General features: G+C 36.7%; 12 protein-coding genes and 1 riboswitch. Of the genes, 2 read left to right on the top strand and 10 right to left on the bottom strand.

Annotation, left to right across the window (positions count from 1 at the left end; all coding sequences use genetic code 11):
- Positions 1–7: 7 nt before the first annotated feature.
- The 5 genes from I0Q91_RS02140 to I0Q91_RS02120 all read right to left on the bottom strand — a co-directional run bounded on the left by I0Q91_RS02140 (position 8) and on the right by I0Q91_RS02120 (position 5439).
- Entirely contained in the window at positions 8–1453 is a 1446-nt protein-coding gene (locus tag I0Q91_RS02140; RefSeq protein ID WP_270452552.1) for an ATPase domain-containing protein, read from the bottom strand.
- A 224-nt stretch (positions 1454–1677) separates the two neighbouring features.
- On the bottom strand, positions 1678–2277 hold the full coding sequence (locus I0Q91_RS02135) for a DOMON domain-containing protein (RefSeq protein ID WP_270452550.1): 600 nt from the start codon (positions 2275–2277) through the stop codon (positions 1678–1680).
- Positions 2278–2532: 255 nt separating this feature from the next.
- Positions 2533–3630, bottom strand: coding sequence for a GGDEF domain-containing protein (locus tag I0Q91_RS02130; protein WP_270452548.1), 1098 nt, complete (start codon positions 3628–3630; stop codon positions 2533–2535).
- A 144-nt stretch (positions 3631–3774) separates the two neighbouring features.
- The gene (locus tag I0Q91_RS02125) at positions 3775–4206 is read right to left on the bottom strand and encodes a hypothetical protein (RefSeq protein WP_270452545.1); all 432 of its coding nucleotides are present in this window, start codon (positions 4204–4206) and stop codon (positions 3775–3777) included.
- Positions 4207–4365: 159 nt separating this feature from the next.
- A complete protein-coding gene (locus I0Q91_RS02120) occupies positions 4366–5439 on the bottom strand; it encodes a serine hydrolase domain-containing protein (RefSeq protein WP_270452544.1) in 1074 nt (357 codons plus the stop codon).
- A gap of 250 nt (positions 5440–5689) precedes the next feature.
- Between I0Q91_RS02120 and I0Q91_RS02115 the strand changes: the two genes are divergently transcribed.
- Positions 5690–5983, top strand: coding sequence for a hypothetical protein (locus I0Q91_RS02115; RefSeq protein WP_270452543.1), 294 nt, complete (start codon positions 5690–5692; stop codon positions 5981–5983).
- A 176-nt stretch (positions 5984–6159) separates the two neighbouring features.
- Here the strand turns inward: I0Q91_RS02115 and I0Q91_RS02110 are convergent, their stop codons facing one another.
- The 3 genes from I0Q91_RS02110 to I0Q91_RS02100 form a co-directional block, all read right to left on the bottom strand.
- Complete coding sequence (locus I0Q91_RS02110; RefSeq protein ID WP_270452542.1) at positions 6160–10476, bottom strand: 2-hydroxyacyl-CoA dehydratase; 4317 nt, start codon at positions 10474–10476, stop codon at positions 6160–6162.
- Positions 10477–10758: 282 nt separating this feature from the next.
- A complete protein-coding gene (locus tag I0Q91_RS02105) occupies positions 10759–11355 on the bottom strand; it encodes a YczE/YyaS/YitT family protein (RefSeq protein ID WP_270452541.1) in 597 nt (198 codons plus the stop codon).
- Positions 11356–11483: 128 nt separating this feature from the next.
- Entirely contained in the window at positions 11484–12464 is a 981-nt protein-coding gene (locus tag I0Q91_RS02100; RefSeq protein ID WP_270452539.1) for a YbaY family lipoprotein, read from the bottom strand.
- A gap of 129 nt (positions 12465–12593) precedes the next feature.
- On the opposite strand from I0Q91_RS02100, the gene kynU reads away from it, so the two are divergent.
- Positions 12594–13874 (top strand): kynureninase, encoded by a 1281-nt coding sequence (kynU, locus tag I0Q91_RS02095; protein ID WP_270452538.1) that lies wholly within the window; start codon positions 12594–12596, stop codon positions 13872–13874.
- 4 nt (positions 13875–13878) lie between these two features.
- On the opposite strand, the gene I0Q91_RS02090 is transcribed toward kynU, so the two are convergent.
- Together I0Q91_RS02090 and I0Q91_RS02085 are read right to left on the bottom strand one after the other, a co-directional pair.
- A complete protein-coding gene (locus I0Q91_RS02090) occupies positions 13879–15321 on the bottom strand; it encodes a serine hydrolase domain-containing protein (RefSeq protein ID WP_270452537.1) in 1443 nt (480 codons plus the stop codon).
- Between the two features lie 17 nt (positions 15322–15338).
- Positions 15339–15887, bottom strand: coding sequence for a GNAT family N-acetyltransferase (locus tag I0Q91_RS02085; protein WP_270452536.1), 549 nt, complete (start codon positions 15885–15887; stop codon positions 15339–15341).
- Between the two features lie 211 nt (positions 15888–16098).
- Positions 16099–16217: riboswitch (SAM riboswitch) on the top strand.
- The last annotated feature ends 55 nt before the right edge of the window (positions 16218–16272 follow it).

The raw sequence follows: 16272 nt of genomic DNA, 5'->3' as shown, positions 1-16272 counted from the left end.
ATTATATTTAATTAATCAATTCCGGGTTACCAGAGAGTATCCCTCTTAATCCCTCTAATGGTTCTCCTACTTTAATGCCAGAACCTGTAATTTCAAATTGTCTTAATCTATTTTCAAAATCACTCATTCTCTTTTTTAGAATACCGATTGCTTTTTGCAACTCTCCATTCAGTTCCAGATGTCTTAAAAATATTATATTATCACTTAAATAGCTTGATTTATTATCAGTAACTCGAAAATCTCCGGTTATATCTTTAACCTCATTAATTAATATTACACTAATATTATAGCTTTTTAGATACTGTAATAAATTGTAAAGTAACTTATTTGTATTGCTAAATTTTTCGTCTTCCAGCAACATATAAAAACCAGTAATACTATCCAGCATTAATAGTGAAATATCATTTTCTTCTATATCTCTTCTAACTAATTGAAGAAACTCATTTAAAGTATAGTTAATCGGATTAATTTCTTTAATAAATAATTCTTTCTTATCAACCATATCTTTAACAGGAATATTTATATTAGACAATCTCTCTTTTAAAGATTCTTCCGGTTCTTCAAATGTATATAAAATTGATTGACCTGTTTGACTATTATTAGTTATAAACTGGGCGCCTAGAGTTGTTTTACCTGCTCCAGTTGGACCTGTAATAATTGTAGAAGTTCCTCTTTCCAGGCCTCCGAAGAGCATTTTATCTATTTCTGGTATTCCTGAAGAAAGTTTTTCCTGGGAAACTCTCTTCTTAATATAATTTCCTTCTAAATTAGTAAAAACTTCTATACCTTTATCGGTGAATTTCATTGAATGTTTGCCTTTTTTAATAGAAGTACCTCGCATTTTACTTACAGAAATGGTATGGAGCGAAGATTCTTCTAATTTTAAATTTATTACTCCATCTACCAGGAACTGTAGATCATCATCAGGATTACTGTCACTGGCTTCTGAAGTTAAGACCATAGTTGAATTAAATTTCATAGTAAACTGCATTAGAGAAAGAAATTGTTTGCGAAATTTAAATTTATCTGTGGCCAGATATTTTAGCTGAGTAATCCCATCAAAAAATATCCGATCAGGCTCTATTTTTTCGATTGCTCTACTGATCTTTTCTAAAAGTGGTTTTTGTTCTACTTGATCCGAAGCCAGTATATCATAATCTTTGCCTTCTTGAAAAAAGTCTGCATCTGGATTTAAGTCTAAAAAATTAACTTTATCTAAATCAAAACCAAAGTTCTCTGCATTCTGCTTTATTTTTTCTGCTGGTTCAATAAAAGTTACAAATAAAACATCTTCATCGTTTTTAATACCTTCCAGCAAGAAATGTAAACCCAAAGTGGTTTTACCGGTACCGGGACCACCTCTGATAAGATAAACACGATTTGATATTAAACCGCCATTGAGAATTTCATCCATACCAGAAATCCCCATAGAATTACGATTATTACTAGTCATTAGTTTTCCCCCTAAATATTTCTTCTGCGAATATTACTAAGCAAATCTGCTCTATGGATTAAGATAACTTAATTCTAATTATTATAATTTTTAGAATACATTCTATGTTAATTAATAATAACATGTTTTTTTAATTTTAACAAATAATACAAAAGTTTGTAATTGCTGAGCCCTCACTAATTTAGGAAGGTGAAATTAGTGAGGGCTTGATAAATATATTTAATTTAAAAATCAATTTCAACTGACGCTCGCTGGGTATGTCTCTGCATAAAGCTATCGTCATCACTATGGAAAGCTACTATCACTTCATAGGTTTCGCCTGGTTCTATAGCATATCTTGAATCTCCATCCAGAGGTATAATAAATTCTGCAATTGAGCTATCTTCTTCTCGCTCTCCTGTGCTTTCTGTTATATAGATTTCATCAATCTGTTCATGGCTAGTAGGAGAAGTTCCAATATGCTCTTCTAGCTGAAAGTTATCATCCCCATCAAAACCAGCAATAATAATTTTTGCCTCATTCATCCTGGTTGTAGCATCAAAACCGACTGATAGCCAGCCGCTACCAGGGCTTTCTAACATCATATGGAGTGCATCTTCGTCTTCATTGAATTCCCAGTAAATATCAAGACCGATATCTGAACTATATAGGTTGGTATAGGTGAGATCATCTGTGAGTAAGCTTTCCTGAGCTACTTCTGCTTCTTCATCAGCAACATCATCATTATTAGCATCGTTATTGTTACAGCCTGCGATAATCAACGGCACCAGTATCAGGACACAAACTAGACCAAATAACTTTTTTCTTTTAAAGATTTTAGACATTCAACCACTCCTTTCGAATATTTGATTATTCTTCTAATATTATAATTCAACTGGAAGCATTAGAATTCCTGCATTAAATTAAATTATTATGCTATTAAAATACCATCAGCATAAAAATAAGTTATTACATTTATTTTATGGCAGGGCTATGACATACATCATATAAGTTAAAAACATTATAAAGATTATGTTATATAAAAAACCATTAACTGAACCTATGGCAAAACTAATTATTTTGATTTCATAATATAAGACTTAATCAACGATGGCTAGCTGGTCTTTCCCATTGTTTTTAGCCTGGTAGAGGGCTTTATCGCTCCGTTCTAAGAAACTATCACTATCATCATAATTTTCTAATTCTGTCAAACCGATACTGGCTGTTATAATTTTGTTTAAACCTTTAATTTTAATTTTTTTGAGATTATGATTTAATCTTCTAGCAAGAATTGTAGCCTTTTCCAAATCTGTACCGATAAGTAAGACCGCAAATTCATCGCCACCTATCCTGGCTGCCATATCTTCATTTCTAATTTCATTTTTTAGTAAATTTCCGACTGCCTCTAATACTCTATCTCCGGTACTATGGCCCAATTTATCGTTAATCAGTTTAAAATTATCGAGATCGATGGAAATCAGGGTTAAAGGTTTAGTCTGCCTTTTGGAGTATGAAATCATTTTATTTAAATATTCTAGAAAATGTCTTCTACTTGAAACGCCTGTTAAATCATCTATTTTAACTAATTCCTGTAATCTATCATGCATGACCCTGATATCTTTATTTTGTTTTATATAATTTAATATATAATAAATTATCGGGACTACCAGAGGAAGATAGGCTAATAGAATTAATGATCTATTTTGAATATTGGTAACAAGATCGACAGAATAATGGAGATAAAGAATCCCAGGTATCATAATTGTCGAAACTGATATAAAAGGAATAGATACTGAAAAGAATACAGTTTTCAGACTAAAACTTTTAAAATAGTAATTATAAAGATACCCTGCCAAAAACCCACGAAAAATACTTGCTAGATGAATTGCCAGGTTAAAATCTAGATGGCTCTGCCATAAATTAAAAGAAAATAAATCGATTAAACCACCAGCTAAAGCTCCCCAGAAAGGACCAAAGAATATCCCTGTAAATATAATAATTGTCGGCCTTAAATTAAACCGAATAGCGCTGTCATAATTATAAATATCAATATTAATTGAGTTAGCCGGATTATCCAGGAAGACTGTGATTGCAATTATTATTGCTACTATTATAAATACCTTTTTAGTAGATAAATTAGCTGGTCTGACATCGGTATTTTTAGTTTCTGCCTGGAGTAAGTTTTTAATTATACTCATTTTGCCAGCCCTCTCATAACAATTTTATATTTAGTGGTTATAAAGTACTATTCTCTCTTTAATCTGTTTCTCCTGCTTGATTTAATGTAATTTTAAATATTAGATGTAAATAGGCCTTTGAGCTATACCCAAAGGCCTTTAATATTAAATGTTTTCTTTTCTTACTGATAAATACTGCCTGAAGTTAATGATCGCTAGAAAGCCTGTAAGGACTGGAGTAATCCAACCAAGTGCTAGAAATGTATCTACACTAAGCATCATTGCTATTATAACAACTGTTGAACCAATTTTAGCGATCGACATTATTGCACTCATAGTTTTGACCTGCTCTTCTGTTCCTTCCCTTGATAACCAGCAACCTATAGCCAGAGCTAATGCCATAACACCAATACTTCTAAAAAGAAATAGTTCTATTGTCGTTGCTTCTACAGTAGAGATCAAATTAACTAATACTGACGGAATCAACATAAACCCCAACCCAAAATAGATACCCTCAACTAAAGCCGTAATGGTCAAAGTCTGTCTTGCTCCAAGCACTTCCTCAGCTGATCCACGACTTATTGTTTTTCCAGCCATTATTATCCCCCCTTTTCATTTTATTTTTAAATTAGGAGAAAAAATTTAATAATAGCTGAATTACCAGGGTATATAATTTTATTCTTTTTATATTATAATTATACTACTAATTTATTTTATTGTACAGATAATTATAATTATTTTGTTTTTATATTGACACTACTTTAATTTTGCCAGCTCTTTTAAAACTTTCAATAACATAAAACGAACTCCTTTGCTTTCATAGGAAGCATCATTGAAATTACCGATAACATAGCTATCAGTTAATGGATGGTAAAACATAAAAGCTCCAGTCACTCCAACTACTCCCCAGCAGTTGAGTTTTTTCGGCATTAAAATTGGGACTGTTTTAACTTTCCAGATTCCATATCCGTAATCTATACCTATACCAAATTTCGAGGTGTTTTCTTGCATTATTTGCAGAGTATCAGCATTTATTAACTGATTGTTGACCAGGGCCTTCATAAATTTCAGCAGGTCTTCCATAGTTGCTACTACTCCTCCACCTGCATAGTCAATCTGGCTGTAATTTTTAAATTCATTAACTTTTATTTCATCTTTATAAAAATTAGCCATTGGGTATTCTGGTTCTTTGGCTGGCTTAGAATAGCCCAGCATATGAGAGTTTTTCATCTCAAGAGGTTCAAAGAAATAATTATTTAATGCTTCTGCAAATGATCCTCCGGTAATCTCTTCAATAATTAATCCAAGGAGATAGTAGTTTGTATCTGTATATTCAAATTTTTGGCCTGGTTCAAAGGATAGCTCCATATTTTCTTTACTCCAGATGATTGCTTCTCTTGGAGAGATATTAAAATCTGGTTCAGTAAGTAATTTATCTAGCAGTGGCCAGAAGGCGTCTGGCAGGCCTGTTCTTTGGCCTAGCAAGTCTTTAATCTTTATTTGATCTGTATAGTCCTTACCTTTATAAATATGGAGCCCGGCAATAAGTTCAGCATCGAGGTGTTCTGTGATAGAGTCATTGAATTTCAATTTGCATTCCTCATATAATTTAGCGATAATTGTTGCTGTAAAAAGTTTGCCGACACTTGCCATATAATTTGGCTGGACCGGGTTAGCTTGAATACCATCTGTACTGCCTTCTGCAAGCTTAAGATGGATATCATGCTTATCAGAATGGACAAGCAGGTAGGCGTTATTTACCTTTGAATCCTTCTGGACCGTCTTTCTAAATGAGTTTTCAATTTTTATTAATACCTTTTCTCTACTCATAAAATTTCCATCTCCTTGATTGTAATTGAAATATTGTAAATCTTGCTAATATAAATAATAATATATTGATTTTACTTGATTGTCAAAGAATTCAGTTCAGCTGGTAGAGGGTAATTGGAGTTGAGAAATCGAATAATTTACTCAAACTGGCTCTGACTGACTATTTTGCAAAAGCCGGTGCTTTTATTTTTATTTATATAGGATATGATTGGAATAGGTTTAATTAACTTATGCAAGGAGGGGTGCCAGGATGGCTGTGATTAGGGGTAAGTTAAAGTCTGATAGCAAAAAAATGGCTTTAATGGAGAGAATGGTATTAGGGAGCTGGCGGGGAATTAATTATATTAGAAGTAGCTGGGAGCAACCCTATACAAATAGTGAGTCCCAGAGGGAAAATAGGGGCCGATTTGCTGAAGCTGTGAAGGCTTATCAGGATTTGAGTCCTAGTGATAAGGGGCGGTGGCTGGAGCTGGCCAGGGAGATTGAGTATGGCGGAAGTGGTTATAATCTCTTTATTAGCTGGTATCTAGGAAGATTGAATTAAGGGTTTTTATAATATTTTTTGGAAAAGTCTAGGAAGGTCTAACCCGGGTTGGATATTGACGGAGGTGGTAACTATGGGGTAACCAGGTGGTAACTGAAAAAATTAAAAAACCTCCCTGGTTTTAGCAGATCAGCTAAAATCGGGGAGGCTTTTATTTGATAATTTATTTTATTTTTTTAGCTGGAGTCTGAAATTGTTGAGGCCAGGTCTTCTCTGGCGTCAACCTCAGGTACTTCTTTATCTTTATTATGATTTTCAAATGCTGTTGAAAGCAGCAGCTTGATTCTATTCTGCTGGTTAACTTCACTGGCACCTGGATCATAATCGATCGGCTTTAGATTAACGCCATCATAGGCATCCCTTAGTTTTTTGACCATACCTTTGCCGACTACATGATTTGGTAGGCAGGCAAATGGCTGAAGTATCAGAACATTTTTAACTCCACTTTCAATAAGTTCGACCATCTCGCCTGTTAAGAACCAGCCTTCGCCGGTCTGGTTAGCCAGAGAGATATGTTTTTCTGCACCTTCAGCTATCTCATAAATAGTCTCTGGAGCTTCAAATCTCTCGCTTGCCTCAAGGGCTTTTCGCATGGCCCTTCTATAAATGAATTCGATCCCACCGATACCGATTTTACTTAAAAGCATATTCCAGAAGCTACCTGACAATTTCTCATGCTTTTCCTGGGCGTTATAGGTAGAGTATAAGACAAAATCAAGCAGTCCTGGCATTACTGCCTCTGCCCCCTCTGATTCGAGAAAATCAACCAGATGATTATTAGCATCTGGGTGGAATTTTACCAAAATTTCGCCAACTATACCTACTCTCGGTTTGGTTAGACCTTCTTTGAGTTCTAACTGATCAAACTCTTTAACGATCTGTTTGATATCTCGATTAAACTGGAGATGACCATCATTTTTAAGGGTATCCTGAGCCTTATCCACCCATTTTTCATAGAGTTGTTCTGCTGAACCAGGAATTTTTTCGTATGGTCTTGTCCGATATAATACTTTCATTAATAGATCGCCATAAACAACTCCTTTTGCCATGTCATCAAGCAGTTTCATAGTTATATTAAAGCCTGGATTCTCATCAAAACCGCCAGGGTTTAATGAAATTATTGGTACATCTTCAAAACCAGCTTCTTTAAAGGCTTTCCTTAAGAAGGCAATATAATTTGTTGCCCGACAGCCTCCACCGGTCTGGGAAATTATTACTGATGTGCTATCTAGATCATATTTACCTGATTTTAGGGCCTTCATGATCTGGCCTACAACCATTATTGATGGATAACAGGCATCATTATTAACTGTCTGGAGGCCCATATCTTCAGCCTCTTTATCAACTTCAGGTAATAGCTCCATATTATAACCTGCATTATGGAAAGCAGTCTCTAAGAACTGGAAATGAATCGGCGACATCTGAGGAGCCAGGATTGTATCTCGTTTTTTCCGTTCCTCAGTAAAAATATCCCTTGGATAAATCTCTTGATCTATATTAATTTCAGGATTCTTTCTGATATCTTCTTTTTTATCCCGCTCTTCAAGGGCTGCCAGTAATGAACGGAGTCTGATCCTGGCTGCACCTAAATTGCTGATTTCATCAATTCTTAAGAGTGTATAGATATCACCATGGCGTTTGATAATCTCTTCAACCTGATCCATGGTAACAGCATCAAGCCCACAGCCAAATGAGTTAAGCTGGACTAATTCCAGGTCATCTCTGCTGGCAACAAAGGTCGCTGCCCGGTACATCCTGGAATGGTAGACCCACTGGTCAACTACTCTCAGAGGTCTTTCTGCCTGATCCAGATGGCTGATTGAATCCTCTGTAAGCACAGGCAATCCCAGTGTTTCAACTAATTCAGGAATACCGTGGTTTACTTCTGGATCTGCATGATATGGGCGACCGGCAAGAACTATTCCTGTTTTATCATTTTCTTCGATATATTCCAGGATCTCTTCGCCTTTAGCCTGGATATCTGACTTGTATTTCCAGTATTCTCTTTCAGCTTTTTCGATTGCTTTCTTAATCTCATCATAGCTTAAACCTTCATCTTCTAATTCTTCTGTAAGCCTTTTGACCAATTTATCATGGTCATCAAAGGTTATAAATGGATTGATGAATTTAATATTCTGATCATCTAGAATTTCCATATTTGCTTTGATTGACTCTGGATAGGAAGTGACAATTGGACAATTATAGTTATCATCCATATCTTCATCTTCTATGCGATTATAGACTATACTTGGATAGAAGATCTTATCGATATCTCTATTTTCAATCAGGTCTACAATATGGCCATGGACCAGCTTGGCTGGATAGCAGACTGATTCTGATGGTATAGTCTCAATTCCAAGTTCATAAATTTCCTGATTGGATTCTGCTGAAAGCTCGACTGAATAGCCAAGTTCTGTAAAGAAAGTATGCCAGAATGGGTAATCTTCATAAATATTTAAAACTCTAGGAATACCGATCCGGCCTCTTTCTGCTTCTTCTGGATCAAGTGATTCATAGCCAAATAACCGCTCATTTTTATAGCGGAACATATTTGGAACTGTTTCCTGATAGGACATGCCGGCACCTTTCTCGCAGCGGTTACCTGAGATAAAGGTTCTGCCACCGGTAAACTTCTTGATTGTCAGGCGGCACTGGTTACCGCATTTACGGCAGCGGCCCTGTTTGGTTTCAACTTCAAATTCTTCAAGTTCTTTTTTACCTAAGATCGAAGAACTTTCGCCTTCAATAGAGCTAACACGATCTCTGGCAATAAGGGCTGCGCCGAATGCTCCCATTAGCCCGGCTATATCTGGTCTAACAACTTCCTGACCTGTAATCTTTTCTAGAGATCTTAAGACGGCATCATTATGGAATGTACCGCCCTGGACGACGATATTATCGCCAAGTTCTTGGTTACTATTATAACCTATAACTTTAAATAATGTATTCTTTATAACTGAGACAGCCAGTCCGGCTGAGATATCTTCGATTGTTGCCCCTTTTTTCTGGGCTTCTTTTACCTTTGAATTCATAAAGACAGTACATCTGGTCCCGAGATCTAAGGGATTATCTGCCTTTATTGCTAATCTGGCAAATTCCTCAACACTGTACTCAAGGGAATCAGCAAAGGTTTCAATAAAGGAACCACAACCTGATGAACAGGCCTCATTTAACATGACTGAATCGATTACGCCATCTTTTATCTCCAGGACTTTCATATCCTGGCCACCAATATCCAGGATGAAATCTACTTCTGGCGAGAAGAATTTGGCCCCGGTATAATGGGCAACAGTCTCAACCTCTCCAATATCAACCTGGAGGGCATTCTGAAGTAATTCTTCTCCATAACCGGTAACGGCTGAGCCTGAGATAGTTATCTCAGGGTTCATTTCTGAATAAAGGTCAAGTAAGGCATCTTTTGTTGTTTTTAAAGGATCACCTAGATTACCGCTATAATATGAATATAGCAGTTTGCCATCTTCATCAATCAGGACCACTTTAGTTGTTGTGGAACCGGCATCAATCCCTAAAAAGGCTGAGCCTTGATAGTTCTGTAAATCGCCTTTTTCTACTTCATGACCGGCATGGCGTTCTTTAAATTTATTATACTCCTCTTCGCTTTCAAATAAAGGATCCAGTACCTTGTCTTTACCCAGTCTTTCTGGAGGAAGCTCTGAAATATCTTTTAGCAGGGTTGAAAAGCTAAATTCTTTTTGTTCTTGATTATCTAAAGCTGCTCCTAAAGCCACGAAATAATGGGCATCATCTGGTGCAAAAATTTCATCTTCTTTTAATTTTAATGTATCTATAAATCTTTTTCTTAATTCTGGCATGAAATAGAGTGGGCCACCTAAAAAGGCAACTTTTCCTCTGATTGGCCGGCCCTGGGCCAGGCCACTTATTGTCTGATTGACGACTGCCTGAAGGATTGAGAGTGCTATATCTTCCCTGGCAGCTCCATCATTTAATAATGACTGGACATCTGATTTTGCGAAAACACCGCAACGGGCGGCTACAGAATAGATATTCTCACCATTTTTAGCAAGTTCATTAAGCCCGGCTGCATCTGTCTCCATTAATGAAGCCATTTGATCGATGAAAGCTCCTGTACCTCCAGCACAGGCGGCATTCATCCGCTGTTCTACTGCATCGCCGAAATAGGTGATCTTGGCATCTTCTCCACCTAACTCAATAGAGACATCTGTTTCAGGAATCATCTCCTTAACAGCATTGCTACAGGCTACTACTTCCTGCAGAAATGGAATCTCAAGCTTTTCTGCGATACCCATACCACCGGACCCGGTAATAGTAACGCTTATCCTTGAATCATCAAGGATATCGGCTGCTTCAGTCAGTAACTTTCTAACAGCCTTCCTGACATTAGAAAAATGTCTGGTATATTTTTTATAAACTATCTGGGTCCAGGCATTTAAGATAACTAATTTAACTGTAGTAGAACCAACGTCCAGACCAACCTGTAATTTATCTTTCATAGAAACCTCCTGTTGTTTGTCAAAGCTTCTTTGAGCATTACATATTTTCCTCAATTTATATTATACTATATTTTTGAAAAAGTTTAAACCATACTAGTGTAATTATGTTTTTTGATAGCTATTTTATAGTGCTACCCTGACTATTATACTATAACATAGCTGTCAGTTTCAATTAAGTTAGGATTTTACAATTTGAGGTTATTTAAAAAAGCAGGCCAATAAAATGACCTGCTTTCTCAATTATTACTAAATAAATTTATATTTAGAGCCTCATATTTTATTTTATGATTTTATTAATCTAGCCATTCTTTGAGTTACTGGACCAATAGTTGCTGCCGCTATTATTGTTCCAATCCCCAGAGTCGCTCCCATTGAAAAGCCAATTAAGCCGAAACTGAAATCAAGTGACATTCTGACTGATCTCAAGGAAAAATTGGTCTTCCTTCTGATATATATCATCAGGGCTTCGATTGGCCCCTCACCCATATCGACTGATATATAGGTGGCGATCCCGGCTCCAATTAATAAAATAGCTGTTGCCAGCATTAAAACCTGGAAGAAAATTAAATCTGTTGTAATACTGCCAAAAATCCAGATGATTAGATCGAGAAAAATACCTAAAAAGACAGCATTAAGGACTGTTCCTGGCCCAAACTTGCTATCTGTGAGAATAAATAGACCCAGGATAATGCTTATATTAATTAAAGTAGTTGCCTGGCCAAAACTTATTCCCAGGGTATTTGAAATACCCTCAGCCATTACTGTAAAGGGGGTTAGCCCCAGTCCTGAGTTTAAAAAGAAATAGAGACCTGAGCTGATTAAAAATATCCCGAATAAGACGACAGCAGTCCGCTTGATTATTTGATGCACTTTTTCCATCTTAAACACCTCTTTTGCTTATAATCTTATATAACTTATAAAGTTAAGTGCATTACTATGTTTTATTGTTATCTCTATTATATTATGGCTGCTAGAGGCTGTCAAGGGATATTAGTAAAAGTTATTATTTAAATATTTTTCCTTATAATCCTTATAGCCCCGCCGTTTTGACGCTGCCCATTTGATTTTATTTCTGCTGTATACAGGTATAACTCGCCGCTCATTATATCAAAATGGCGTTCATTGGTTATTATAATTTCTAAATCAAAGAAGCTGGACATAACTGAATAAATAATTTTATCTTCTTCTCTTTCGACTCTAACATAATCTCTATCTATTTTTAACTGATTCATAGCATAATCAAAATCTAAGATTACCTCTTCTTCAGTGACCTCTAACTGCCAGCCTGGCTCCTGGCCTCTGGCTGTAAAGGTAAAAGTTTCTGGGTCTATACTGTCAAACTCGAGATGAAAGGCTGGGAACTCATCTTCCTGATAGTTGATCATTAATTCTTCTCCCTTATTCCAGGCTACTATCTCATTATTTCCATATCTTGCTCCTGAAGCAGATATTAATTGGGGCAAAATATGACTCTGCCCTTTATAAATAAACTGGGCGACTTCTCCAAAGAAATTCATGGCCAGATAGTTGTCTTCAGCGTTTTCAGTCTTGAAAACATGAAATTTTTCAACTGGTTGCTTGACTGTTAGATCAACCTGGCTACCTATTATTAAATGATAGCCTGGTATTTTCACGGTACCCTTTAAGACAGGCATCTGGTTTTCTGATTTAATGACAGCTACGAGCATGTAATTCTCATTAACTTCTATCAGGGTGCTGGCTGGATTCAGAGTAGTTTCCAAAGGAAATTGATCTTCTGGCCGCCATTCCTGACTGGCAATTATAGTATCTTCTTGCTCACTGGCTGACTGGTCAACCAGCATAACTTTAACTGTATGGCCTGGTGATAGGATTAACTCTTCACTGTAGGTTAAATTAATCGGGATTTCCAGATCTGGGTTGCTGGCCTGGATATCAATAGTTAAAGTTGTGATTAATACAAATGAAATTGCAAGAATTATTATGGAGTTTTTATTTAATAATCTCATTTAATCTCCTCCTCTATTTGGCTCTTAATTATATTGTAACTTAAAACTTCGATAACTGCCAGCAATATTTATTTGTCTGAATATTGATAATAAGATATAATAAATATAACTACTGAAGGGGGCTAAATAATGAAATATAAACCAGATATCCAGTTTGCAAGGGACTTAAATAAAGACAATGAAATGCTGGCATATAAAGAGAAATTTTATCAGGATGATGATAGAATTTATCTGGTTGGGAATTCGCTGGGCTTATTATCTAAATCTGCTGAAAAAGAGATTATGAGAGCTTTAGATGAATGGCGGGAGCATGGTGTTGAGGGCTGGACTAAAGGTGAGCCGGCCTGGTTCTGGTATGGCGAGAAGTTAGGGGATATGACTGCTCCATTGATTGGTGCCGAACCTGAGGAGACGATAGTTACTGGCTCGACTACATTAAATATTCATCAATTGCTGGCCAGTTTTTATCAGCCTGAAGGCAGGCGAAAGAAAATTTTAGTTGATGAGTTGAACTTTCCTAGCGATATTTATGCTGTTAAGAGCCAGCTGGCCCAGCACGGCAATGAATCTGAGCTAGTTGTTGTTGAGAGCAGAGATGGTAGAACTCTTGAAGAGGAAGACATTATTGCTGCCTTTAATGATGAAATAGCGATTGCCCTGCTTCCGACTGTTCTCTATCAAAGTGGTCAATTGCTTGATGTTAAGAAGCTGACAGAGGCTGCCCATGAACATGGGATTTTAATCGGCTTTGACCTGGCCCATTCTGTTGGAATTCTGCCTCATGATTTAAGTGGCGCCGGAGTTGACTTTGCTCTATGGTGTAATTATAAGTATTTAAATGCTGGACCTGGCGCTGTTGGTGGTCTTTATGTTAATAAAAAGCATTTTGACAGAAAACCTGGCCTGGCTGGCTGGTGGGGCCATGATAAGGAGACTCAATTTGAAATGAGCCATGAATTTACCCCGGCTGAAGATGCCGGAGCGATGCAGATAAGCACTCTGCCAATCTTAAGTTCTGCACCTTTATTCAGCTCACTGGATATGATTAATGAAATTGGCATTGAGAAGGTTCGTGAAGAATCATTAAATCGGACTTCTTATCTGGCCTATCTGATGGCTGAAAAGTTAGATACTGAAACTGTCAATTATTCTATTGTAACTCCTGAAGATGACAGCAGACGGGGCGGGCATATTGCTGTAAAATTTGAGCGAGAAGCTTACAGGATTAGCAAGGCTTTAAAAGAAGCCGGGGTAATCGTTGATTTCAGGGAACCTGATACGATTCGGTTTGCTCCTTCGCCATTATATATTTCTTTTGAGGATCTTTATAATGCTGTTGAGATACTGGCTGATATTATTAATCAGGAACGGTTTGAAGAGGTTACTAAAGAGCGGGGATCGGTGACTTAAGATATTATTCTGACCTTTTAATATCTGATATACACGCCTTTAAGATTAATATTAAACTTAAAAAACCAAGCCCTATACCTAACCTATTATATCTAACTGGCAATAGATTGGTGACCACAACTTCCCCTAAATACCACCAGGCTGCCATGATTGCGATTACAGATATAATCAATAATAAGTTCTTTTTGTTTTTAAGGGCTTTAAGTTTAAAACATTTTTCTTTTAAAATGAGCCCTTTAGTTATTTTAGTTAAAATAAGCAGGGCTGTAATAATAATAAGTGCTAATAATATATTTAAGCCAGTAACTATATTGAAAAATAGGCCTGCCATTTCTGGCTGAGGCAGGTCTTTTAGTTCTGTCCATTGGTTTAAGACTTCAAAGAGAAATGGCCAGCTGGCTTTGCTATTGGTTAATACAACAATACCTTCCCCTCTCTCAGGAAAAATATAATACTTGCCTAAAGAGCCTGTGCCTTCACCGCCATGAAAGACTGCCTTCTCGTTATCTTTCTCGCCATTATGATACTCGATAAAATGGCCCAGAGCCGAGATATCTGCTCCCAGCCCATAAAACCCTGTAGGTTCTACATTGGAATCATACAATTCTGGATGACTACCTTCAGCTATAAGCCGGGCTAAATCTTCTGTAGTTATTAGAAGCCCCCCTGCTCCCTTGAAATTATCAACATAATGGGGCACCGGTTCACCATCAACATGATAACTGGTGGCCAGCCTGGATTTAACCTGCTCATCTACTGAGAAATAGCCATCTACCCCTGCAGGTTCCAGGATATTCTGGTTAAAATAGGACTCATAATCCTGATCAGTGAGCTCTTCAACCAGCATTTCTAACAGCATAAATCCCTGATTGGAATATTCAAAGGCTGAGCCTGGCTCTCTGACCAGTTCAGCTCTCCGCAGGCCATGCTCGCCTGCAAGAACTTCTTCAATTGGATGTACTTTTGCCCCAGGATGGAGATAATCAGAGCCTCCAGTAATACCTGCGCTATGATTTAACAATCTCCGGATGGTAACTTCTTCATGATTATAGCTAGATTCTGGAAACTCCCAGCGAGTTAGATATTGAGCAACAGGATCATCCAGAGTAATTTCTCCAGTTTCTATTAGTGTCATAATAAGTCTGGCAGTCATTGATTTTGTAATGGATTCTGCCCTGAAAAGGGTCTGAGCTGTTACCGGTCTATTTTCTGCAAGATCGGCATAGCCAAAATGGCCTGTCCAGGTTAGCTGATTGCCGCTAATTAGAGCGACTGCTGCCCCTGGAATATTGTAAAAATCAACTAATTCTTTTAGGTTTTGCTCAAATTGAACATGAAACTGATCATGCTTTATATTGCCATTTTCAGCCTCTACTGAGACTGTCAAAAATGTTACAGAGATTAGTATTAATGTGATAGAGATTAGTAATAATTTATTTTTTAACATTTTAAAACACCCTTAATTTAATTAAATAGGCGGGCCATAACAATTTCATTCCGGTAAGTGCCATCAGCTAATCTTTTCTTATTTCTTAGAATACCTTCCTGCTGAAACCCAAACTTTTCATAGAGTTTTCTGCCCCGCTGATTATTTTCATCTACCCTGAGAGAGATTCTTGTTATACTATTTTCTCTGGCCCATTTTATCAGAGTTTCCATTAGCAGGCTGCCAATACCATGACCCCAGTATTCTTTAAGGACTGACATGCCAAACTCTCCCTGATGGCAATACCGGTTAAGTTCGCTCCCTGTAAAGCCAAGGTTGCCCACGATCCTGCCACCAACCCTGGCTATAATAAAGATATTATTTTCTGACTGATTCATATTTTTAAGAAATTCCTTTTCTTCTTCAACGGTCATCTCGAACTCCTCTGGTTCTCTGAGAAGAAATTCTGTCTCGCCAAAGACCTGTTTCATATAATTCAGGAGTTCTTCTGCATCTTCTGGTCTGGCATTAGTAATTTTAATCTCCTTGCCCTTAATTTGATGGGTTGATTCACTTATTTTGGACATATTATCAATCCTTTCTTTATGTATTGAACTCTATTCCTTAATGTATTGAACTCTATTCATTGAGTCCTTTAAAAAACAAGAATTAGCTTTGTTTAAAATATTATTTTATGTTGGTATATTAACAGATTAAACTTTGTGAGTCAAATAATAAATTGTTTTTCTTGACAGTTTAGTACTCTAATGTTATGATAGTTATCAAATTGAATAATTGTTTTCATCAAGAGCGGCGGAGGGACTGGCCCTGCGATGCCCGGCAACCTACCTTTAATTATTTAATTAAAGGAGAAGGTGCTAACTCCTGCATCTCCATATGGAGATGAGAGATGAGAGGTTATAATAAATCCTCTCTTTTGAGGATTTTTCTATTTCAGGGATGCTGCTCATT

This window comes from Halonatronomonas betaini (genome assembly GCF_015666175.1).
GTDB classification, from domain to species: Bacteria; Bacillota; Halanaerobiia; order Halanaerobiales; family Halarsenatibacteraceae; genus Halonatronomonas; species Halonatronomonas betaini.
The sequence above is the reverse complement of the archived record's forward strand: the minus strand, read 5'-3'. Positions and strand labels throughout refer to the sequence as shown.

Bases quoted from the DNA above. Each gene is read 5' to 3' on its own strand.
- I0Q91_RS02120 (WP_270452544.1), bottom strand. From the start codon at position 5,439: ATGAGTAGAGAAAAGGTATTAATAAAAATTGAAAACTCATTTAGAAAG.
- I0Q91_RS02100 (WP_270452539.1), bottom strand. From the start codon at position 12,464: ATGAGATTATTAAATAAAAACTCCATAATAATTCTTGCAATTTCATTT.
- I0Q91_RS02085 (WP_270452536.1), bottom strand. From the start codon at position 15,887: ATGTCCAAAATAAGTGAATCAACCCATCAAATTAAGGGCAAGGAGATT.
- I0Q91_RS02090 (WP_270452537.1), bottom strand. From the start codon at position 15,321: ATGTTAAAAAATAAATTATTACTAATCTCTATCACATTAATACTAATC.
- I0Q91_RS02110 (WP_270452542.1), bottom strand. From the start codon at position 10,476: ATGAAAGATAAATTACAGGTTGGTCTGGACGTTGGTTCTACTACAGTT.
- I0Q91_RS02140 (WP_270452552.1), bottom strand. From the start codon at position 1,453: ATGACTAGTAATAATCGTAATTCTATGGGGATTTCTGGTATGGATGAA.
- I0Q91_RS02130 (WP_270452548.1), bottom strand. From the start codon at position 3,630: ATGAGTATAATTAAAAACTTACTCCAGGCAGAAACTAAAAATACCGAT.
- I0Q91_RS02115 (WP_270452543.1), top strand. From the start codon at position 5,690: ATGGCTGTGATTAGGGGTAAGTTAAAGTCTGATAGCAAAAAAATGGCT.
- I0Q91_RS02125 (WP_270452545.1), bottom strand. From the start codon at position 4,206: ATGGCTGGAAAAACAATAAGTCGTGGATCAGCTGAGGAAGTGCTTGGA.
- I0Q91_RS02105 (WP_270452541.1), bottom strand. From the start codon at position 11,355: ATGGAAAAAGTGCATCAAATAATCAAGCGGACTGCTGTCGTCTTATTC.
- I0Q91_RS02135 (WP_270452550.1), bottom strand. From the start codon at position 2,277: ATGTCTAAAATCTTTAAAAGAAAAAAGTTATTTGGTCTAGTTTGTGTC.
- kynU (WP_270452538.1), top strand. From the start codon at position 12,594: ATGAAATATAAACCAGATATCCAGTTTGCAAGGGACTTAAATAAAGAC.